The sequence below is a fragment of the Streptosporangium sp. CA-135522 genome (genome assembly GCF_050949235.1).
Classification (GTDB): Bacteria; Actinomycetota; Actinomycetes; order Streptosporangiales; family Streptosporangiaceae; genus Streptosporangium.
The window spans coordinates 7,034,091-7,054,633 of the sequence record NZ_CP192026.1 but is presented as its reverse complement, the minus strand read 5'-3'; the positions used below and the strand labels follow the sequence as shown (position 1 = coordinate 7,054,633).

Sequence of the window (20,543 nt, the reverse complement as noted above, 5' to 3'; positions counted from 1 at the left end):
CGGTATCGTTCCCTCTGATCAACAAGCCTACTCACCCCTGACATCTCAGGACAGGGGGTGGGATCGGTGCGGTCAGAGTGGACGCATTGGTGGCTGAGGCCTGTTAGCTTCAAGCGACATGCGGGTGTTGCACACATCGGACTGGCATCTGGGCCGTTCGTTTCATCGCGAGAGCCTCCTGGCCGCCCAGGAGGCCTTCGTCGACCACCTGATCGAGACCGTCAGGGCGGAGCGGGTCGACGTGGTCGTCGTCTCCGGTGACGTCTACGACCGGGCGCTGCCCTCGGTCGACGCCGTCGAGCTGTGCAACCAGACCCTGCGGCGGCTGGTCGCCGAGCGCGTGCGCACCGTGCTGATCAGCGGCAACCACGACTCGGCGCGCCGGCTCGGCTTCGGTGCCGACCTGATCGACGCCGCGGGCGTCCACCTGCGCACCGACGCGGCGCGCGTCGGCGAGCCCGTGGTGATCGGCGACGTGGCCTTCTACGGCATCCCTTATCTGGAGCCCGAGCTGGTGCGCGGACCATGGGAGCTGTCCGAGCGCACCCACACCGCCGCGATCGACCACGCCATGTCCCTGATCCGCGCCGACCTCGGCCGCCGGGGCCCCCGGTCGGTGGTCCTGGCCCACGCGTTCGTGACGGGAGGACAGGCCAGCGACAGCGAGCGTGACATCAGCGTCGGCGGGGTCGCCCACGTCCCGGTCTCGGCCTTCGACGGCGTCGACTACGTTGCGCTGGGCCATCTCCACGGACGCCAGAGGATGAGCGAGACCGTGCGTTACTCCGGTTCCCCCATCGCCTACTCCTTCTCCGAGGCGGACCAGGTGAAGGGCTCCTGGCTGGTGGAGCTCGGCCCCGGCGGCCAGGTGAGCGCGGACTTCGTCGAGGCGCCGGTGCCCCGGCCGGTCGGCCGCCTGCGCGGCCGTCTCGACGACCTGCTGACCTCGACCGAGCACACCCGGTACGAGGACCACTGGCTCCAGGTGACCCTCACCGACCCGATCCGGCCGAAGAGCGCCATGGAGCGGATCAGGTCCCGTTTCGAGCACGCCCTCACGCTTTCCTTCGAACCCGAAGGCGGCGTCCGGGAGGCCGTGGTCCGGCCGAGGCTGGCCGGGCGTCCCGAGATCGAGGTCGCTCTCGACTTCGTCCGCGAGGTGCGCGGCGAGGCCGCCGACGCCGACGAGACCCGGTTGATCCAGGAAGCCGTCGAGGCCTGCCGTACCAAGGAGGCGATGGCGTAGATGCGCCCGCACCGTCTGTGGATCAGCGCGTTCGGCTCCTTCCCGGGCGATGAGGAGGTCGACTTCGACGCCCTCGCCGAGGCCGGGTTGTTCCTCATCCACGGCCCCACCGGCGCCGGCAAGACCACCGTGCTCGACGCGCTCTGCTACGCCCTCTACGGCAGGGTGCCCGGCAAGCGCGACAGCGCCAAGAGCCTGCGCTGCGACCACGCGCCCCCCGGCCGGGGGCCCAGCGTGGCGCTGGAGGTCACGGTCCGGGGACGGCGGCTGAAGATCACCCGATCGCCCGCCTGGCAGCGTCCCAAGCTCAGGGGGACCGGCACCACGAGAGAGAACGAGAAGGCACTCCTGCAGGAGCTCACCCCGTCGGGGGAGTGGATCGGGCTGACCACCCGGGTCGACGAGGCAGGGGAGCTCATCGGCACCCTGCTGGGCATGAACGCTGATCAGTTCTTCCAGGTCGCGATGCTGCCCCAGGGGGATTTCGCCAGGTTCCTGCGTGCCGACGGCGAAGAGCGCCGCAAGGTCCTGGAGCGTCTGTTCTCCGTCAGGATCTACGCCGCCGCCGAGACCTGGCTGGCGGAGCGGCGGACCGAGGCCCACCGCGAGCAGCAGGCCCTCCGCAAGGAGGTGGACTTCGTCGTCAAGCGGCTGGAGGAGGCCGCGGGCCCCGACCTTCTCGCCGCGCTGGCCGCGGGTGACTCTCCCGAGGCCTCCGCTTCGGAAGGTCTGTTCGAGCTCCGCGAGCTCCGCGAGCTCCCCGGGGCCGCCCGGCTCGCCGAGGAGGGTGCGGAGTCGCCCGCGCCGGCGGCCTGCGCGGAGGACGACCCGCTGACCTGGGCCCAGGCGCTGGAGGAGCTGGCCGCCGGGGCAGTGGCCCGTATGAGCCAGGACCATGGCGAGGGCGAGACGGCGGTACGGCAGGCGCGCGCGAGGCTGGAGCACGGCTCCGCCCTGGCCGAGCGGCGCCGCCGGCACGCCGACGCGCAGGCGCGAAGCCGGACGCTGGAGGAGAGCGCCGAGGAGCAGGCCGACCTGGAGGCCATCCTGGCGGAGGCGGCCCGCGCCGACCGGGTGCTGCCGCTGATCCAGGGCGCCGAGCAACGGGCCGAGGCGGCGACCAAGGCCCGCCGGATCGCCGCCGACGCCGTCGCCCGCGCGCTTCCCCTGGTCCCCGGCGGTCCGGCCCACGGCGTTTCGGATCACGGCGTTTCGGTCCACGCTGACCTGGTTCACGGCGTTCCGGTTCACGGCGATCGGGTCCACGGCGATCGGGTCCACGCTGACCCGGTCCACGCTGACCTGGTTCACGGCGTTCCGGATCACGGCGATCGGGTCCACGCTGACCCGGTCTCCGGTGACCGGGCTCGCGGTGATCAGGACACCGCCCTGGACGGTCCGGTCACCCCGGACCGTCTGGCCGCGCTGGAGCGCGAGCGCCAGCGCGAGATCACCCGGCTGGGCGAGCTGCGTGACGAGGAGTCACGCCTGGCGAAGATCGTCCAAGACCGGGAGGAGGCCGGCAGGGAGATCGCCTCGCTGGCCACCGCGCAGGCCGAGACCGACGCCCGCCTGGCGCTTCTCCCCGGCCTCCGGCACGACGTGGACGCCCGCCTCGCGGCCGCCCGCCTGGACGCCGCCCGGATCCCGGCGGCCGAGTCGGCCAGGGAGGCCGCGGTCACCCGCCTGCGGGCGGCCGAGCAGCGCGACACCCTGGCCGCCGCGCTGGAGAGCGCCCGCAACGACCTGGCGGCCAGGCTCTCCGCCCTGCCCGCAGCCGACGGGACCGGCGTGCCCGCCGTCCCCGGCGAGGCCGGGTCTGTGCCCGCCGAAGCCGAGCCCGTGTCCGGCGAGCCGGCGTCCCACGAGTCGCTGACGTCCCGGGAACGCGCACGCAGGGAGGAGCTGGCCGGGCTGGAGGGGCTGCGCGCCGACGAGGACCGGCTCACCGAGCTGGCCGGGTTGCTCGCCGCGCTCGACACCGAACTCCACGACGCGGCAGGGCAGGAGTCCGCGCTCGGCGAGGCACGGCGGACGCTGCCCGCCGCGCTGGCGGACGCCACGGCGCAGCTGGCCGCCGCCAGAGCCCAGGCGGCCAGGATCCCCGCCGCGCAGGCGGGCGCGGACACCGCCGCCGCCCTGCTCGACGCCGCTCGGCGGCGCGACGCCCTCCGCGTCGAACTGGGGACCGCGCGCTCGACGCAGACCGAGGCCACCGACCGGGCTCAGCGGCTCCGCGACCGCCACCTGGACCTGCGCCAGGCGCGGATCGACGGGATGGCCGCCGAGCTCGCGCTCAAGCTCATCCCGGGCGAACCCTGCTCGGTCTGCGGCTCACCCGACCACCCGGCCCCGGCCGCCCCGGCCGCCGAAGCCCCCACCGCCGAAGACGAACGCGCCGCCCAGAGCGCCTACGACGCGGCCATGGAGCGCCGCCGGGCCACCGAGAACACCGTCACAGCCCTGGCCTCACGTCTGGAGGAGGCCGTCGCCGTCGCGGGTGAGCTGAGCGCCCCCCAGGCGGAGGAGACTCTCGCCGCGGCCCGGCGGGAGCTGGAGGCCCTGACCGCCGCCGCCGAAGCGGAGGCGGTGCTCAGCGCGCAGGCCGACCGCGTCACGGCCGAGCTGGAGAGCGTGACGGCCCGGGCCGCGGAGCTCACCCGGCTGCTGGCCGAGGGCCGCGTCCGCCACGCCGGCTGGCAGGCCGAGCACGCGCGGCTGGTTGTCCGCCTGGACGAGGCCCGTGGTGCCGACTCCACCGTCCAGGCACGCCGTGACCGTCTCGCCCGGGAGGTGACCCTCCTCGGCGCCGCCCTCGCCGCGGCCGTCCGCACCGCCGACCTCGCGGCCGAGCACCGTGCGGCAAGCGAGAAGACCGACCTCTCGGCCGAGCATGCGGAGCAGGAGCTGGCGCAGGCAGAGCTGGCGCTGGCCCGGCTACGGGAGTCGGCCGCGACCGAGCCGGCGCTGTCGGCGGAGGCCGACCGGATCGCGGGAGAGTTCGACGAGCTGCAGAAGCGTTCGCGCGAGCTCGCGGTCACGCTGGCCGCCCGCCGTACGAACGCGGACAAGCTCGCCGACGAGGCCGGGCAACTGGCCGCGCGCATCGACGAGGCCCGGGGCGACGACCCGACCCTGGTCGCCAGGCTGGATCGGCTGGCCGATGAGGCCGAGCTGCTCAAGGAGGCGGTCGAGGCCACCCGGGAGGAGCGGACCACCGCCGTCGAGCTCGCGGCGGCCCGGACCAGAGCCCAGGCGGCCGCCGTCGAGGCGGGGTTCCCCAGTCTCGACGACGCCCGCGCGGCGGTCCGCTCCCCGGCCGAGCAGGAGCAGAAGTCCGAACGGCTGCGCGCGCTCGACAAGGAGCGCGCCGCCGTCACGGCCGTGCTGGCCGATCCGGAGCTGATCGCCGCCATCGCCGAGCCCGAGCCCGACCTCGACGAGCTGCGACGCGCCCAGGAGGCCGCCGACGCGGCCCACGCCGGTCTGCTCTCCGCCCGGCACCAGGCCGAGGCCCGCCGGACCCGGCTGGCCGCGCTCCGCACCGAGCTGGCCGCGTGCCTGGAACGCTGGCGGCCCGCCGCCGAGCAGCACCGCCTCGCCGAGCGGCTCGCGGCCCTGACCGGCGGCAACTCCGGCGACAACCAGTGGAACATGCGGTTGTCGTCCTACGTGCTCGGCGAGCGCCTGCGCCAGGTGGTCGAGTCGGCCAACGAGCGGCTCGACCACATGTCAGGCGGCCGTTACCTGCTGGAACACAACCTCAGCCGCTCGGCGGGAGACCGGAGCAGGTCCGGGGGCGGGCTCGGCCTGCGGATCCTGGACGGCTGGACCGGAGCGGACCGCGACCCGGCCACCCTGTCCGGGGGCGAGAGTTTCATCACCTCGCTGGCCCTGGCCCTCGGCCTCGCCGACGTGGTCACCGCCGAGGCCGGGGGAGTGGAGCTCGGCACCCTCTTCGTCGACGAGGGCTTCGGCACTCTGGACGAGGACACCCTCGACGGGGTGCTCGACATCCTCGACGGCCTGCGGGACGGCGGCCGGGCCGTCGGCATCGTCAGCCACGTCGCCGAGTTGCGCACCCGCGTCCCCGCACAGCTACGGGTCCGCAAGGACCGCCACGGCTCCACCCTGTCCGTGGCCGTCTAGAAGATCACTGGAAATCTTGTGTTCTGGCCTCGTCTGGGATGATGCGGGGCCGGACTTCGTTGGTATGCGGGGCGAGTGGGCCGGGAAGCCGGTCGGGCCGGACGTGTGGATCGCCTGCCGGGAGTTGATCCCGGCCGGGAGCGTGTTCGCGTTCTTGGCAGAACACCGTCAGGCGCTGTTTTCGCCCGAGATGTTCACCGACATGTATCCCTCGGCCAACGGGCGGCCGAGCATGCCGCCGCCGGGCCGCCACCGATCAGGTCTGGCAGGCCGACTACCGCCGGCGGCCGCCGGTCGAACGCGGAGTGGCCTGGCCGGTCGCCCACGGCAACCGCCGCCTGCGTTACCTGGGCACCATCAAGAACAACGCCTGGCTCCACACCCGCGCCGCCGCCCTGAACCTCCGCACGCTGATCCAGCTTGGACTCACCTACACCGATGGCGCCTGGTCTCTCGAACCGGCCACCGCCTGACGACCCAATCCCCCCTTTTCCTGGCAGGCCGTATCAAGATTTTCAGTGATCTTCTAGGCGCTGCTGGGCTCGCCGATCAGGGAAAGGTCGCGTGTCAGGCCGGGGATCAGCCGGCCGGAGCGGACGGCTTCTACCAGCAGCAGCCGGGCCTCGTCCTCCTTGGTCGCGGCGCTGAGGAGCAGGACGAGTGCCATGGCGGCGAGGGCGAAGCCGAGGCCGGGGGTTGTGGCGGCTCCGAGGGGCCCGCAGATGGCGGCGAGCGGGACCGTCACGCCTCGGCGGAATTCCGCTTCGGCCCTGAGCCGGTCGTGAGCGTTGTAGAGGTCGGGTTCCGTACCGACGAGGCGGGGCGGGATCAGCCGGAGCTCGGCCGTGATCGAGGAGGCCAGTTGATCGACGGCGGTTTCGAAGGGACCTGTCGGCGGTGGCATGTTGACGAGGTCCGCCTCCTCGTCGAAGGACGCCAGGTAGAGGCGGCGGGCGGTCTCGAGTAGTTGTTCCGTCACCGTCCGGTCCTCGGCGGCCGGTTTCGTGGTGTCCGGGACAGGTCGCGGCCTGGCGTGCACCAACGCGAACACGAGGCGCCTCAATGCCTTCTCGCTGCGGCTCGTCGGGACGAACTTCAGCGGGCCCGGGTTGGTCATGGATCGGTCGGACCGCATCCACCGCAGCAGGGCGGTCAGCGGTGTCGCCAGCGGGAGGGACAACACGCCGATCAGATACGCGGCGAAGCTCACCGCGATGCCGACGCCCGCGGTGCCTACCAGGGCGGCGAGCTCGTAGACGTCAGCGAGCAGACCGGTGGCTGACGCGGCGTCGGGCAGGTGGCGTGCCCACACCAACCAGCTGAAGAACAGCCACAGATAGCCTGTGGCGAGCGGCCCGCGAATCTCACGAATCCCCGGAAGCAGATTGGCGAGCACAGGCCGATCATGCAGGACCGCTGTTGCTCCGGCAACCCGGTCTAGGCGATTTGCGAAGAGGGTGGGCCCGTCAGACCCAGAGGTGTCCTCCAAGGCTGGAATAGCCGCCGCCGAGGAGGTCGATCTCTCTGCCGTGCCCGAAAACTGGTTGTGTGGTCTCACGGCTTTGACCGAATGCTCTCGGGACCTCCTTGACGAATTTGCCTGGTGGGGCGGCGGTGAAGGTCACGGGACATGTTGGGCGGAGATCGAGTTCATTCGATACGGCCTCTACAGCTCGACCAGCTCGTGCACGTCACGCGCGGGGGCTACGCCCGGCCGCGGCCCCTTTCCGGCGTATTCGATTGCCACCCCCTGTAAGCGCAGGTCAGGCCCTACTTCGTTGGATTCACGGCCGAAACTACGAGGATCCCAGTTCGTCACCGCCGTGCTCGAGGCTTCCGGCGGGAACCTGCTGGTGGCCAGGGACGCCGGTGGGTGGGCGTCCCGGCAGTAGCGATGAGATCTACGCTCATGTCGACATTCACGACCCGGTGTTCGACGGCGCGCTGCGCAAGGTCTGGGCCTCACGTGACCGCGGCCGACCGGCTCCTGCCGGTCGTCAGCCGACCGGACCAAAGGAGTGGCGACAGGCTGGAGCTGCTCTCCGCTCTCATCAACGGCCCGAGCTTTGACCCGGTGTTCAGGGACGAGATCGTGCGGATCCCCGCAGATCATCCAACCTACCGGTGGATCTGCGCCGTGGATCAATGCGAGCGAGCGCCGGGGCTGGGCGAGGAGCTGTGTCATGCCCACCGCGCCGAGGTGTCACGCTATCGAGACCCGGTCCATGATCCGTCGCGCGGGCAGGTAGTCGGCCACCGCGTAGTGTTGGAGAGAGCGGTTGTCCCACAGGACCACGGTCCGCTCCGCCCACCGCACTCGGCACTGGATCTCCGGAACGGACGCCATCCGGAACAGCCGGTTGAGCAGGGCGGCGCCTTCGGCTTCCGGAACGCCGACCACCCGTGTGGTGTAGGCGGGGTTGGCGAACAGGATCTCCTCCCCGGTTTCGGGATGCGTTCGCATCAGGGGGTGAACGACAGGAGGAAACCCAGCGAAACGGCCGCGATCTCCGGCGGGCGCGCACTTGGCGATGTCATGCTCGGCGGAGAGCTCCCGGACGATCTCTTTGAGTCTGTCCGGCAGCCGCCGCCACGCCGTCCTCATATCGGCGAACAGCGTGTCGCCACCGACCGGCGGGAGGACCACCGCCCGCAGCAAGGCGCCCATCGGGGGATGGCTGAGGAAGCTCATGTCGCTGTGCCAGACGTTCTCCGTGGGCGGCGCGTCCACTCCGTGATCGATACGCGCGATCTCGGGGTGCCCGGGCAGCCCGGAGGGCAGGGCCGTGACGTGGCCGAAGCATCGCGCCAGCGCGATCTGGGCCTCCGGGGTGAGTGTGGCCTGCTCGTGGAAGACGAGGACTCCGTGGCGCAGCAGCAGGGGGCGCAGGCTCCGGGCGACGGCGGCAGGCGGCCCCGCCAGGTCGGCACCGAAGACCTCGGCCCCGCAGGCCGGGGTCATCGGTTTCACGCGAAGGTCCATGAGACTCCTCCGAGCCGCGCGCGGATGGACAGGAGCCGCCGCGCCGCCTGGTCGACGACGCTGGATCCGGCCACGTCGCGCATGCCCAGGAGCGAGAGAACGCCGGCGGTGTCCTGGCGGGAGGCGGCGTCGAGGAGATAGGCGTCGATCACGGTACGGAGAAGGTCCAGGTCGCCTCCGCGCGCCGCCACGATCTCCTCCCACACCTCACAGGTGTGTACCACCTGCCTGCCCAGTTCGGTGATCCCGGCGCGTCCGCCGTGCCACTCGCCTGGGAACGTCGTGGCGGGGGCCTGCGACATGAGGCGGGCGAGCGTCCCCTCGCGCGCGCCCGATGTGATCAGGACCGTGCAGAGCAGGCCGTAGACGAAGGTGCTGTGGTAGCTGTGGAAGAAGAGATATCCGGACGGGTCCTCCGAGGCGTCGTGCTCCCGCGAGCGGAACGTCGGAGCGGGCACGAACCCGAGCTGATCGAAGACCGTGCTCAGCGTCGCGGCCGCGGTCAGGGTCCCGGCTCCCGGCGGTTCACAGGTGAGCACGTCGGCGACGGCCAGCTCCCCGGCCAGGTCGAAGTCGCCCAGTAGCAGCCGTGCCGCGGCGAGCGCGCCGATCCAGCCCGGGGCGGTCGGCACCCGGCCGGCGTTCCCGAAGTCGGTGAGGTACATGGCCGCGTGAGTGATCGCATAGAGGTCGTTCCTGCCCATGAGCAGCGCGCCGTCGAGGTTCCACAGGGAGGTGGACGACCGCAGACCCGTCGAGGTGAGGCGAGGGTCGGTCCGCTCCTGCGCGATCATCCGGGTCCACGCCTGGTCCAGCAGCCGGTACGGCACGCGTTCCCGGGGCTCCACGACCGGGGCGTCCCACAACGCGCGCAGCCGCTCCCGCTTCACCGTGTCCCCGGCGGACAGCCGGTCGAGGAAGACCCAGACGGCTCCGGCCGACGTCCACAGGTAGGGGCGCCAGCGCACGATCTCGTACATGCGGTCGAGGGACTCGTGGCAGTCCGCGATCGTGTCGACGAGTTCGGTGATCGCGGGATGGGCACCGATGGCGCGCCGGGCGAGCAGCGCCAGCAGGGCCGCCTCGGCCAGCATCTTGTCGAACGGCTGGACGACGGCGGTGTCACCGTGCTTCCAGGGCGGCCGTGCGGGGTCCGCGGTTCGGATGGTGCCGGTGCCCCACCTGAGGGTGGCGACGAGGCGGTCTTCGAGCTCATGTGTCACGACGAGTCCTTCCAGAGGTCCTACCGGTGATGAGGCGTTCCAGTTCCGCGGGCTCGTCGACGGTCCGTTCGGCGGGAGGCCCCTCGGTGACGACGACGAGGTGCGACGGGGTCAGCACGGCCCCGTCCAGGAGGACCGACACCTCCAGCACGCCCCGGGACCCGAGGAGCATGTCGCACATGACGGGCACGCCCGGCCGGGCCGGATGCAGCCCGAACTCGTAGGAACGCAGGAATGCCCCGGCCAGAGCGCGGCAGCGCAGCGTGAGCGTGCCCTCCGCGGTGACCCGCACCGCCCTGGTCAGCAGGTACGCGGCCCTGTCGGGGACCTGGACATGCGTCGCCGGCGCGTCCCACTCGACCAGTCCGCGGGACGACTCCGGCGCGTAGGCGAAGATGGTCGAATCGGCCGTGGGGATACGGGCCGCGGCCACGGCCCCCGCGATCGGATACCGCACGGCGAGGATGGAACGGCACCGTCCGAGCGCGAGGAGGGCGTGACCGAGGCGCTGGTTCAGGGCCCCGCCCAGATACAGGTAGGCGAGGTCTTCGGCCATGCCGGCATGGTCGAGAACGTCACCCTCGATGAGGGTGACGTTCCCGGCCGATGCCCGCACGCGTGCGTACTCAAGGGCGTGCGCGTCGATGTCGACGCCGACGCACGGAAGGTCCGGGAACTTTCGTGCGACGCTCAGCAGCACCTCGCCCCGGCCGCAGCCGAAGTCCACGAACTGGGTCGGCCGGTCGACCTCGATCAGGTCGAGGAGCGTCCGGATGACGACAGCGGGCGAGTCGACGACGACGGAGCGCACGGCGACCTACTCCTTCGGACCTGAGAGCCGCCGCAGCTCCTCCAGCCCGGTCGCCTCGCCCTTGTAGATGAGCAGGTAGCCGTCCCAGACGAGGGCGCCGCTCTCGGTCGGGTTCTCCGGGTCGAGCTCGGCCGCCCCGACGACCGTGAGCAGGTCCTGGATCGTCCCGCCGAAGTTCACGATGCCGGCCTCTTGCAGGGCGTCCGCGATGCTTTTGACGTTCTTGTTGCGCATTGGGTTTCCTTTCTTGTCCACAGTGCCGGTGGTCACCAGCACATGACCGCCGTCTGGCCCGGCCCCCATGAGGAGTGCAGGCGCACACGGACGATGTAGTGGCGTCCTTTGACCAGATGGGCCGTCAGGAACGCGTTGTCCGGCCGCCCGCCGTCGTCCTCGCCGGTCAGGTAGCGCGGCTCTCCGTCGATCTCCTCGAACAGCACGAGCACCGTGTCGCTCTCGCCGAACGTGGCGACGGTGTAGTCGCGGGTCGCCTCAGGCGCGATCACGAAGTCGGCCTGGGCCCCCGCCTTCAGGCCGAGCGGGACCGAGCGGAAGGGGACGAGCCGGAGTGGCTCGGCGTCTTTGGGGGACGGATACCAGCGGCGGGCGAACACGGCGTCGGCCTCGGAGATCGTTCCCGGCGGGAAGAGCCCTGCCCGGTACTTCTCCGGCTCCAGGATGAGACCCGGATTGAAGGGGTACTCCATGATGGACTGCGGGTCCCAGGCCGAGCCGTTCACCTCGCTGGGGTCATGCTTGCGGATGATGTTGTGGAAGGTCTTCTCCGGGGGCCAGAAGTTCGGCGGGCCGGCCAGATCCGCGTAGACCGCCTCCTCGTCCCAGACGATGCCCGCGAACGGGCTCTGGTGCTCGTGGACCATTCCGAGGGCGTGGCCGATCTCGTGCAGGGCGGTGGACCGCTGGTCCGGGGGCGTGAGGTCCCACCCGAAGTTCATGGTGCGCTGGTCGGTCCCGACCGCGAGCGCGCTGCGTCCCACCTTGGAGTACGATCCGCCGCCACGCTGGAAGCCGATCCGCAGCTCGGCCTCGACCCGATCGGTCACCTCGGCGAACTCCAGGCCGATGCCCAGGTCTTTCCACGCCTGGAAGCTCTCGCGGACGACGTCCTGCTGATCCTTGCCGCCGACCCAGGACACCCAGCGCTCGGTGCCGTCCTCCGGGATCGTGATGACGGACCCGTCGCTCTCCCGGTCGAAGAAGTAGTAGTGCAGGACCGTGCCGTTCAGCCACGTGAAGCGCGTGGCGATGATCGCGTTGAGCCGGTCGGCTTCAAGACCCGCCGGAAGCGGCGGCGGGGGCTGCGGAGGGATCGCGCAGTAGCGAATGTTCATAGAAGCAGACTGCGGGCGGCCACCCGGCGGGCGCCTGAGCCGGGACCTGCTCAACCGCCCCTGTATCAGATGTGAGTAGCCCGGCTCCCACTGTCATGGAAAATCTCCGGCGCCCCTGGCCGTTCGTCGGCCGGAGCGAAGAACTCGATCTCGTACGGCAGAGCCTTTCCGCGGGTCACCGGGGAATCGTGGTGACCGGGTCGTCCGGAAGCGGCAAGACTCGCCTCGCCGCGGAGGCCATACGCGGCATGGAGCATGTCATGATCACCGGGACGCCGGGGACGAGGCCGATGCCCCTCGCCGCGTTCGCCCACCTGCTGCCCGACACGGTCTCCCTCCACCGGGCGGCGCAGGCGCTGCGGGCGGTGCGGGTGCTCGTCGTGGACGACGCCCACCTGCTCGACGACGCCTCCGCGGCGCTCGTGCACCATCTGGTGGTGCACGGGCGGACCCGCCTGCTCGTCATGACCCGGCCGGACGGCGGCGCGCCGGATGCCGTGTCACGCCTCCTGGTGGGTGACCTCCTGCCAAGCCTGGTCCTGGACCCCCTTCCGCCGGAGGCGACGGCCCGGCTCCTGGAGGTGGTGCTGAGCGGCCGGGTGGACGCCCTGACCGCCCGCCGGTTGCACCGGGCGTGCCAGGGCGACCTGTGGCTGCTACGCGAGGTGGTCATCGCCCTCCACTCGACCGGGCGGTTGAGTGGGGGCACCGGCCCGTGGATCTGGCGCGGTCCGATGCCGATCACCTCACGGGTCGGGGAGCTGGCGGCGGCTGCCATCGGCGACGTCGGCGCAGGGGAGAGAGAGGCGATGGAGTTGCTCGCCTTCGGCGAGCCGATGGAGGCCGCGGCCCTGCCGGGGGCCGTGCTCGAAAGCCTGGAAGCCAAGAGGCTCGTCACCGTCGACGACCGGTCGGCGGTCCGCCTCGCCCACCCCCTGCACGGCCCGGTGCTGCGTGCCAGGGCCGGGCGGCTGCGGGCCGGGAGGCTCCGCCGCGCCGGCCGGGACTGCGCCGCGGCGTTGGCCACCGAATGCGAGGACCTGCTGGAACGCGTCAACGCCGGTGACCTGCGGGAGATCTCCGGCGGAGTCGGCGAGTGGCTGGTCGAGGAGGACGCCGGCTGGGACGAGCCCGCGATGCCGGAGTTCTGCGCCCGCCGCGCCCGGTTCGCCAGGCTGCGGGGCGAGATCCGCGAGGCCCTTTCCTGGAGCCGCGAAGGACTGCGCCGTTGTGATGATCACCCCGCCTGCCTGGCCGAACTCGCCCACGCCGCCGTCTATCTCGGTGACCTGCAGACGGCGCGGCATGCTCTTTCCGGCGGTGGGCCCGTGCCGGCCCGCACGTGGCTGCTCGCGGCGGAGGGAGACATCGACGGGGCGCTCCGATACCTCACTGGAAGCTGTGTGTTCGCCCTGCACGACGCCGTACGGCTGGGCGCTCCCGGCCTGGTCGCGGACCGGCTGGGACAGCGGCCCGGCGGCATCGCCTCATTGCTGGCGGACCACGCCATCGCGCTGATCTCGCGTGACGGGGCGGCCCTGGACCGGGTGGCGGGGCGGCTCGAACAGCGCGGCCTGCTGCTCCACGCGGCCGAGGCGTCCGCGCAGGCGGCCGTGACCCACCGCGACCACCGGGCCGCTCGCGTGTCGCGGAACAGGGCCTCGGCTCTGGCCAGACGCTGTCAGGGGGCACGCACCCCGGCCCTGGTCGACGTCACACTGGGAGAGCTCACCCCCCGGCAACGGCAGATCGTGAGCCTGGCCGCCGGGGGCCTGAGCAACCGGCAGATCGCCGAGCAGCTCACGCTGTCCATCCGCACCGTGGCCAACCACCTGTACGGCGCCTACAGCCGTCTGGGCAGCGGTGACCGGGCCGGACTGAGGAGCCTATTTTAGTATCCCGGCAAAACAGACCCCTAGGCCGCTCCGATCGCGGAAAAGGCCCACCCGGTCGCCTGGTGGGCGGCGTCGTGCGGCATCGTCCGCCGTGCGTCGAGAAGGGCCCCGGCCATCGTCCGGCCGGCCCGCATCCTCTCGTGGAGAGCCAACATCAGCGGCACCACGGCCTCGTCGTTGACGGGGACACAGCTCGCCACGATCCCCGCGGTGCCCAGCGGCAGCAGCGCCGTGGCGAGGCCGAGCAGTTCGTCCGCCCCGACCGAGGCCAGACGGCCGGAGTCACAGCTCGACAGGATGATCTGATGGGGGCTTCTGCGCAGGCGCTCGAAGTCGTGCACGGTGAGCGGGCCGTCGTCCATACGGAGCGAGGAGAACATCGGGTTGTCTGCGCGGAAGGTCCCGTGCGCGGCGATATGGGCGAGAAGGCCGCCGTCGATCGCCTCCAGTACGGCGGGCACCGACGCCGCGCCGTTCTCCAGCACGGTCGCCTTGCCGTACTGGCCTGCGAGCCGGGGCACCTCCGCGCCGCCCGTCGCCAGGCCTGGGCCGCGGACGAGCACGAACCGGCCCCCCAGGGGTGGTTCGATCTCGCGGGCGCGAAGCCAGCTACTCGCAGACGGGGACACGCTGAACGCGCGTTCCCGCAGCGCGGGCAGGAGCGCCCACGGCACGCCGTGCAGCCTGCCCGGCGGGACCACCACGACCGGGCCCGTTCCCAGCTGCCGCACGGCCGGGCCCAGCAGGATCTCTTCGAGACGGCGGCCACCGGCTTCGAGGATGGCGAGCCGGTCGGTGGCTTCCGGATGAGCGAGCCGCCGGAGCCCGGCGCGCACGTGATCGGCCTCGGTCACCGCGTCGGCGAGCCGCCCTGCCGGAAACCGGCGTACCCGCCCGCCGCCGCAGAGCAGGACATGCAGGTCGCCGTCGACCGCCACGATCTCCACCAGCCGTCCGTTCCCGAGCAGGTCCAACAGCCGCCGCACGTCGAGGCGGCGGTTGTCGCTCCTCTCTTGGCCGCGGATGTGGAGCGTCCTGGCACGGATCTCCCGTTCGAGGCGGCGCCGCTCGCGTTCCAGCGCGGGGACCGGCGCGCCCGCCGACCGTGCGGCCTCCGCCCGGCTGGTGATCTCCCGGAAGGCGGTGATGTCCCTCAGCAGCACGGGATCCGCGGGCGGGCGCGTGGGAGGAGCGGCCAGCACGGTGGCCCGCCACCGCTCGCTCCAGACCAGCAGCCGCCGCGGGGAGCCCGACCGCAGGCTTGCCCGCTGGGCCAGCGCGGCCAGCTCCGCCCCCTGGGCGGTCGCCCGCGCCCGCAGCTCGGAGGCGCCCAGCGTCATCTGGTGCTCGTCGAGCAGATCCAGGCCGCGTCGGCAGGCGTCCAGCACTTTCCTGGTGGACCCCGCGGTCTCGGCCCGGAGCGCCTGCGCCACCCATCCTCCGGCCCGGGCGAACGCCGGCCCCCTGAAGCGCCCGCGTGCGGCGGCGACCAGGTGGCGCTCGGCGTCGGTCGCCCATCCGAGGGCGAGAGCCGCACGGCCCGCGAGCAGCGATGCTTCGACGGCGCTCGGAGAACCCAGCTCTGATAGCCGTGCCGCCACCGCGGCGGCTTCCCCCACCAGCCGCCGCGAGAGCCGCCCCCCGGCGAGGCGGGCTTCGACGAGCACCAGCCGGGCGTGCGCCCCCCACCATTCCCGGCGTTGGCTGGAGAACAGGCGGGTGGCCGCCGTCGCCCGCGCGACCGCCGTCTCCGCGTCACCCGCCGCGTTCGCCGCCCGTGCGGCGGCGAGGAGGAGTTCGGCCTTGCGGGTGCTCTGCCCGCCGATGCTCTCCAGCATGTCCGTCGCAGCGTCGGCCTCGTCGAGTGCCTCGCGCGCGAGCCCTACCGCCATGAGGACCTCGCAGCGCCGGATGTTCAGCATGAACATCGGCGTGCCGAGCGCCGCGTAACGCCGGGCGGCCTCGTCGAGCAGGCGCAACGCCGCGGGGATGTCCCCGGAGCGGAAGGCGGCCAGGCCCCGGCTCTCGACGGCGTCGGCCTTGTCGTGCTCCTGGTCGGTGGTGGCCCACAGACGCTCCGCGCCGCCGAAGTCGGTCTCGGCCCGCTCGGCCGAGCCCATCGCCAGGTGGACCGTGGCGCGAAGGGTGAGCGCGCGGGCCGTCCAGATCACGTCGCCGGCCTGCCGCAGGACGGGGACGGCACGCCTGAGATCGTCCAGCGCCTCCCGGTGGCGTCCGAGGACCCACCAGACGTAGCCGCGTCTGAACAGCACGCGGGCGAGAGTGGTGCCGGTTCCCCTCGTGACCGCCCGGTTCAGCGCTTCCACCCCGCGTTGTGTCCTTCCCGCGTGCACGAGGGCCGCGCCGAGGGTCGCGAGCACATCGGCCTCCCGGTCAGAGGAGCCGGAGCGGGCCGCGAGGTCGCGGGCCCGCCGCAGATGGCCGAGCGCGGTGTGCAGATCGCCGAAGTCCCGCTCCCAGATTCCGAGGACCTGCTGGGCGACAGAGGCGTCGTGGGCCGTGGGCTCGGCCGCCAGCACGGCCCGCGCTCTCGACAGCGCGTCCTCCGGACGCGCGAAGACGAGGGGGAGCAGGTCGAGGATCGGCGGGCTTCCCCCAGTCACGAATCGATGTTAGGTGTGAGGGGCTGTATCAGCCAGAGATCGGAGGGCTCTTGCTGATGACCTGTCCACTGAGAAGGACCGTGACATGGCACCTGACAGATTCCGGGAACAGTTCGATCAGATCCAGAGGGCGATGCCGGACATCCCCCTCGCCGCCGGTCCGGACGACGCCCCCGAGTTCCTCTACGAGAAGGGCTACGTCCTGGCTCGCGACGGGGAGGATGCCCGCCTCGTCGTCGACGCCGTCATCGACAGGTTCCGGGAGATCCCCGGCAGGGAGCAACTGGTGCGCCGGATCGAGTCCGAGGACGACCGGAGCGGCGTCTCCCGGATCCAGGTCGGAGACCCGGCCGAGGGCGACGGGTGGAGCGACCGGAACGTATCGGACGCCCTGCGCGCCCTGCGCGATCTGGAGCACCGGGCGGGGCGCCGGCTGGTGAGCCGCAACCACATGGTGTCGATCGCCGTGAACTGCTGTCCGGGTGACGAGCCGGTGCCGGTGCCGCCCATGCTGCCGCCCAATCCGGGGGTGGTCCAGGGGGCCTACTCCGAGGACGGCGCGGTGTCCGTTCTGGTGGTCGACACCGGGCTCGTGCACGACTACGAGACTTACGGATGGGAAGAGCGCGTCAGGGGCGACCTGAGGGAGGTGGAGATCGATCAGAAAGGCGTTCTCAGGCAGTACGTCGGCCATGGCACGTTCATCGCCGGGCTGATCGCCGCGGTGGCACCCAACACGACGATCAGAGTCCGGAACACGCTCCGCAACGCCGGCGCCATCCGTGAACACGAGCTCGGGAAGAAGCTGTTCGAAGCGGTTGACGGGGGATGGCCCGACATCATCAGCCTCTCCGCCGGGACTCCGAACGGGTGCCCCCGCACCCTCAAGGGGCTGGAGCCGTTCATGGAGGCACTGCGCGCGCAGCCCCGGACGCTGCTGGTGGCCGCCGCCGGGAACAACGCGAGCGCCTCGCCGTTCTGGCCGGCCGCCTACGCGGCGCTGCCGGAGTATGAGGACGCGGTGGTGTCGGTGGGCGCGCTGCGGAGTGACGGCGAGTTCGGAGCCTGCTTCAGCAACTACGGGCCATGGGTCACGGTGTACGCGCCCGGAGAGCGGCTGACCGGCTCCTTCACCGGGATGGGTGACCCCGTGCCCTACAAATATCAGCACTCGACCTTCGACCGGTGCCGGTACGGCTTCTCCTACACCTGCACCTGCCAGTCCCCCGAGCACGTCGGTGAGCTCAGTGAGGAGCGCAGTCCGACACCGGCCCCGGTGGAGACGGTCCTGTTCGACGGCCTGGCGCAGTGGAGCGGCACCTCTTTCGCCACCCCTCTGGCGGCCGCCATGATCGCCAGCTACATGACGGCGAACAAGGAGACCGATCCCCGGCTGGCCGCGAGAGAGCTCTTCGCGGCCAACACCGGACGCGCCGAAGTCCGCGGCGCCTGCGTACCCGCGCTCCGGCCACCCACCTGGAGCCCCACCCCGGTGGTGAAGCTGCCCCGTTCCTGACGCTCCTACGCGTTGATCCACGGCGTACGATGACATCCCGGACACGAGGGGACGGCGCCGTGGATCGCGACTCGATCGGCAAACTCTTCCAGTCCGCCGCCGGTGGAGACGAGGTGGCGTGGAAAGCGCTCGTGGAAGGCCTGAGCCCGCTGGTCTGGTCTGTCATCCGCGCGCACGGGCTGACGGACGCCGACGGGCACGAGGTCTACCAGACCACCTGGTTCCGGCTGGCGCAGCACCTGCGGCGCATCCGTGAGCCCGACAAGGTGGGATCCTGGCTGGCCAGTACGGCCCGGCACGAGTGCCTGAAGGTGATCAAAGCGGCGCGTCGCCTCGCGCCCACCGACGATCCGGAGACCCTTGACCGGGCCGACGACGATCAGACGCCGGAGCAGGCGGTGATCGACTCGGAGGAGGCGGCGGCTGAGGCCGAGCGGGTCCGGCAGGTCTGGCAGGCGTTCCAGGAGCTCGGTGAGAACTGCAGGCGGCTGCTGCGCGTGCTGATAGCGTCGCCGCCGCCCAGCTACCAGGAGGTGTCGGCCGCGCTGGGCATCGCCGTCGGGAGCATCGGCCCGATCAGGGGGCGCTGTCTGCGGCGGCTGCGCGCCCGCCTGGCTGAGAGGGAGGTCCGATGAACGACGACGCGATCCACGACGCCCTCGATGCCGCGATCGAGGACGAGCTCCGCCATGCCGCCGCGATCATCGACCCGGTGCCCGCGAATCTGCTCCAGGCGGCGGTCGAGGCCTACTCGCTGAACGCGCTCGACGTCGAACTCGCCGAGCTGGTCTTCGATTCCCTGATACAGTCGGCACCCGTTCGCGGGACGGACCAGCCGCGGCTGCTCACGTTCCGAGGGCACGGGCTCACGCTCGATATGGAGATCACGGCCGGCCGGCTCGTGGGCCAGCTGATCCCGCCCCAGACCGCGGAGATCGAGGTTCTGGGGCGCCGCTCGACCACGGTCACGGCCGACGCCGCCGGTCGCTTCACCTGTGATCACGTGACCCCCGGCCCGCTCAGTCTTCACTGCCGGACCGGTGAGGCCGCGATCGCCACCGAATGGCTCACCGTGTGATCGAGGCGTGTGCCGCTCCATATCGCCTCCGGCCTACCCCGGCCGGCTGATCCCCGGCCTGACACGCGACCTTTCCCTGATCGGCGAGCCCAGCCGTCCGGCCCGACCGGCTTCCCGGCCCACTCGCCCTGCATGCCAACGAAGTCTGGCCCCGCATCATCCCCGACGAGGCCAGAACACAAGATTTCCAGTGATCTTCTAGACGAATGAGTCCGATGTGATCAGTGATCAAAGGCGACCGGTGAGCGCGTGATCGGTGCGCCGATCTTGTTGTTGTGCCAGATGCCGGCGGCCATCGCGAGGATGCGTTGGACGACGCGTACGGCGACGCCCTCGAAGCTCCGTCCGCCGTGTTGTTCTAGGTCGAGCTGCCCTTTGAGGGTGTCGTTGACGGACTCGATGAGCCGGCGGACCTTCTTCAGCATCGGCTCATCGTGCCGCCGCTTCTCCCACTTGCGCGGGGGACGCAGCAGCTCGATGCCCTGCTTGACGAGGGCCTTCTCGAAGGGTTCGGACGTGAAGCCCTCGTCCGAGATCAGCAGGATGCCGTCGCGGTCGGCAACCGGCTTGGCGTCGACATCGAGCATCGCCGCCAGAACCTCGCGCTCGCCGAACTTCGGGTTGGCCAACGCCCACATGATCGGCATTCCGGTGGAAGTGCACACCAGGTACAGGCGCAGGCCCCAGAAGAAGAGGGAATGGGAGGCGCAGTACCCGTAGCGGACCGGCCCGCCAGGTTGGAGCGCTGCACGGCCGGGCGCGACGTCCCGCAGGGCACGGGAGTGGGGCCGGTGATCCAGTGGTTGTCGAACCAGAGGTCGCTGTCCATGGCCGGCTCTCGGATTATGCGCTTGACCAGCGGAAGCGCCGAGCGGAGCCGCTTGTCATATCCCGACTGCTGCGGCAGGTAGGGGAACGTGTCGGCCAGGCGCTTGCGGGCGAAGCGCAGCCACCGAGTCTCCGAGTGGTAGTCCAGCAGGGCCTGGGCCACCACCAGGCAGATGAGTTCAGAATCGCTGAGCCGGGGAGGCCGGCCCGTCCACCGCGTTCCTGTGATCTCATCGTCGATCTTCACGTACAGCGTGGTCAAGAAGGTCTCGAGGTCTGTCGTCACAAACGGATCATCGAGGCCCTCGCTCCTTTCGTGGGGCCGGATATGGAACAGCGCGCATGAGGCGACTCGCGAGCGCTCCTGCTGTTGGTCAGTCGGCGGCGGGCACGGGCCTTGGCTCTGCGGGCCGTCGCGCGTACACCTCGATCTCGAACTTCATGCGGGGATCGGCGAGACCGCACACGAGCATCGTCGCGGCTGGGCGGATGTCGCCGAAGCAGCGGCGCAGGGTGGGCCAGCACGGCTGGAAGTCCTCACGGTCGGGCAGCAGGTATCTGACCCGGACGACGTCGGCGAACGAGCAGCCGGCTTCGGCCAGTGCCGATTCGACGTTGCGCAGGCACTGCTCGGCCTGCTCGATCACGTCGGCGGAGATGGTCATGGTCGTGTAGTCGAACCCGGTGGTCCCGGACACGTGCACCCAGTCGCCGTCGATCACCGCCCGTGCGTACCCGATCTCTTCTTCGAAGGTGGAACCGCTCAAGATCGTGCGTCGCTCTGTCATGCGGTGAAAGGTAAGCAGCCAGCGGTGATATGTCCAATACTCCAAGAGGC

15 protein-coding genes and 1 pseudogene are annotated in these 20,543 nt (G+C 71.3%); 7 read left to right on the top strand and 9 right to left on the bottom strand.

Features of this window, described 5'->3' with window-relative positions; all coding sequences use genetic code 11:
• Positions 1 to 118: 118 nt before the first annotated feature.
• The 3 genes from ACQPYK_RS33610 to ACQPYK_RS33600 all read left to right on the top strand — a co-directional run bounded on the left by ACQPYK_RS33610 (position 119) and on the right by ACQPYK_RS33600 (position 5,868).
• A complete protein-coding gene (locus ACQPYK_RS33610) occupies positions 119 to 1,246 on the top strand; it encodes an exonuclease SbcCD subunit D (RefSeq protein ID WP_433239952.1) in 1,128 nt (375 codons plus the stop codon).
• Positions 1,247 to 5,395 (top strand): AAA family ATPase, encoded by a 4,149-nt coding sequence (locus tag ACQPYK_RS33605; protein WP_433239949.1) that lies wholly within the window; start codon positions 1,247 to 1,249, stop codon positions 5,393 to 5,395.
• A 206-nt stretch (positions 5,396 to 5,601) separates the two neighbouring features.
• Positions 5,602 to 5,868: a transposase gene (locus tag ACQPYK_RS33600; protein WP_433258989.1), complete on the top strand. Its 267-nt coding sequence runs from the start codon at positions 5,602 to 5,604 to the stop codon at positions 5,866 to 5,868.
• A 53-nt stretch (positions 5,869 to 5,921) separates the two neighbouring features.
• On the opposite strand, the gene ACQPYK_RS33595 is transcribed toward ACQPYK_RS33600, so the two are convergent.
• From ACQPYK_RS33595 to absR1, 6 genes are all read right to left on the bottom strand, one after another.
• Positions 5,922 to 6,791 (bottom strand): hypothetical protein, encoded by an 870-nt coding sequence (locus ACQPYK_RS33595; RefSeq protein WP_433259144.1) that lies wholly within the window; start codon positions 6,789 to 6,791, stop codon positions 5,922 to 5,924.
• An 807-nt stretch (positions 6,792 to 7,598) separates the two neighbouring features.
• Positions 7,599 to 8,378 (bottom strand): TauD/TfdA dioxygenase family protein, encoded by a 780-nt coding sequence (locus ACQPYK_RS33590; protein ID WP_433239946.1) that lies wholly within the window; start codon positions 8,376 to 8,378, stop codon positions 7,599 to 7,601.
• A complete protein-coding gene (locus ACQPYK_RS33585; RefSeq protein ID WP_433239943.1) occupies positions 8,363 to 9,601 on the bottom strand; it encodes a DUF6895 family protein in 1,239 nt (412 codons plus the stop codon). Before ACQPYK_RS33585 ends, ACQPYK_RS33590 begins: the two co-directional genes overlap by 16 nt.
• The gene (locus ACQPYK_RS33580) at positions 9,591 to 10,412 is read right to left on the bottom strand and encodes a class I SAM-dependent methyltransferase (RefSeq protein ID WP_433239940.1); all 822 of its coding nucleotides are present in this window, start codon (positions 10,410 to 10,412) and stop codon (positions 9,591 to 9,593) included. The genes ACQPYK_RS33585 and ACQPYK_RS33580 overlap by 11 nt, the downstream gene beginning before the upstream one ends.
• 6 nt (positions 10,413 to 10,418) lie before the next feature.
• Positions 10,419 to 10,646 (bottom strand): hypothetical protein, encoded by a 228-nt coding sequence (locus tag ACQPYK_RS33575; RefSeq protein ID WP_433239937.1) that lies wholly within the window; start codon positions 10,644 to 10,646, stop codon positions 10,419 to 10,421.
• A 32-nt stretch (positions 10,647 to 10,678) separates the two neighbouring features.
• Positions 10,679 to 11,764 (bottom strand): beta-glucuronidase AbsR1, encoded by a 1,086-nt coding sequence (gene absR1, locus ACQPYK_RS33570; RefSeq protein WP_433239934.1) that lies wholly within the window; start codon positions 11,762 to 11,764, stop codon positions 10,679 to 10,681.
• 95 nt (positions 11,765 to 11,859) lie between these two features.
• On the opposite strand from absR1, the gene ACQPYK_RS33565 reads away from it, so the two are divergent.
• Positions 11,860 to 13,659 (top strand): LuxR C-terminal-related transcriptional regulator, encoded by a 1,800-nt coding sequence (locus tag ACQPYK_RS33565; protein ID WP_433239931.1) that lies wholly within the window; start codon positions 11,860 to 11,862, stop codon positions 13,657 to 13,659.
• Positions 13,660 to 13,679: 20 nt separating this feature from the next.
• Here the strand turns inward: ACQPYK_RS33565 and ACQPYK_RS33560 are convergent, their stop codons facing one another.
• On the bottom strand, positions 13,680 to 16,283 hold the full coding sequence (locus tag ACQPYK_RS33560) for a CHAT domain-containing protein (protein WP_433239928.1): 2,604 nt from the start codon (positions 16,281 to 16,283) through the stop codon (positions 13,680 to 13,682).
• An 85-nt stretch (positions 16,284 to 16,368) separates the two neighbouring features.
• Here ACQPYK_RS33560 and ACQPYK_RS33555 point away from each other — a divergent pair, with 85 nt between their 5' ends.
• Genes ACQPYK_RS33555 through ACQPYK_RS33545 form a run of 3 tightly spaced genes read left to right on the top strand, consistent with a single transcriptional unit; the run spans position 16,369 to position 18,877 of the window.
• Positions 16,369 to 17,799 (top strand): S8/S53 family peptidase, encoded by a 1,431-nt coding sequence (locus ACQPYK_RS33555; RefSeq protein WP_433239925.1) that lies wholly within the window; start codon positions 16,369 to 16,371, stop codon positions 17,797 to 17,799.
• Positions 17,800 to 17,858: 59 nt separating this feature from the next.
• On the top strand, positions 17,859 to 18,434 hold the full coding sequence (locus tag ACQPYK_RS33550) for an RNA polymerase sigma factor (RefSeq protein ID WP_433239922.1): 576 nt from the start codon (positions 17,859 to 17,861) through the stop codon (positions 18,432 to 18,434).
• Entirely contained in the window at positions 18,431 to 18,877 is a 447-nt protein-coding gene (locus tag ACQPYK_RS33545) for a hypothetical protein (RefSeq protein ID WP_433239919.1), read from the top strand. Before ACQPYK_RS33550 ends, ACQPYK_RS33545 begins: the two co-directional genes overlap by 4 nt.
• 221 nt (positions 18,878 to 19,098) lie before the next feature.
• Here the strand turns inward: ACQPYK_RS33545 and ACQPYK_RS33540 are convergent.
• Positions 19,099 to 19,991, bottom strand: a pseudogene (locus ACQPYK_RS33540) (IS982 family transposase).
• A gap of 88 nt (positions 19,992 to 20,079) precedes the next feature.
• Entirely contained in the window at positions 20,080 to 20,493 is a 414-nt protein-coding gene (locus ACQPYK_RS33535; protein ID WP_433239916.1) for a RidA family protein, read from the bottom strand.
• Between the last annotated feature and the right edge of the window lie 50 nt (positions 20,494 to 20,543).

Bases quoted from the DNA above. Each gene is read 5' to 3' on its own strand.
- ACQPYK_RS33545 (WP_433239919.1), top strand. From the start codon at position 18,431: ATGAACGACGACGCGATCCACGACGCCCTCGATGCCGCGATCGAGGAC.
- ACQPYK_RS33555 (WP_433239925.1), top strand. From the start codon at position 16,369: ATGGCACCTGACAGATTCCGGGAACAGTTCGATCAGATCCAGAGGGCG.
- ACQPYK_RS33535 (WP_433239916.1), bottom strand. From the start codon at position 20,493: ATGACAGAGCGACGCACGATCTTGAGCGGTTCCACCTTCGAAGAAGAG.
- ACQPYK_RS33590 (WP_433239946.1), bottom strand. From the start codon at position 8,378: ATGGACCTTCGCGTGAAACCGATGACCCCGGCCTGCGGGGCCGAGGTC.
- ACQPYK_RS33565 (WP_433239931.1), top strand. From the start codon at position 11,860: ATGGAAAATCTCCGGCGCCCCTGGCCGTTCGTCGGCCGGAGCGAAGAA.
- ACQPYK_RS33575 (WP_433239937.1), bottom strand. From the start codon at position 10,646: ATGCGCAACAAGAACGTCAAAAGCATCGCGGACGCCCTGCAAGAGGCC.
- ACQPYK_RS33605 (WP_433239949.1), top strand. From the start codon at position 1,247: ATGCGCCCGCACCGTCTGTGGATCAGCGCGTTCGGCTCCTTCCCGGGC.
- ACQPYK_RS33610 (WP_433239952.1), top strand. From the start codon at position 119: ATGCGGGTGTTGCACACATCGGACTGGCATCTGGGCCGTTCGTTTCAT.
- absR1 (WP_433239934.1), bottom strand. From the start codon at position 11,764: ATGAACATTCGCTACTGCGCGATCCCTCCGCAGCCCCCGCCGCCGCTT.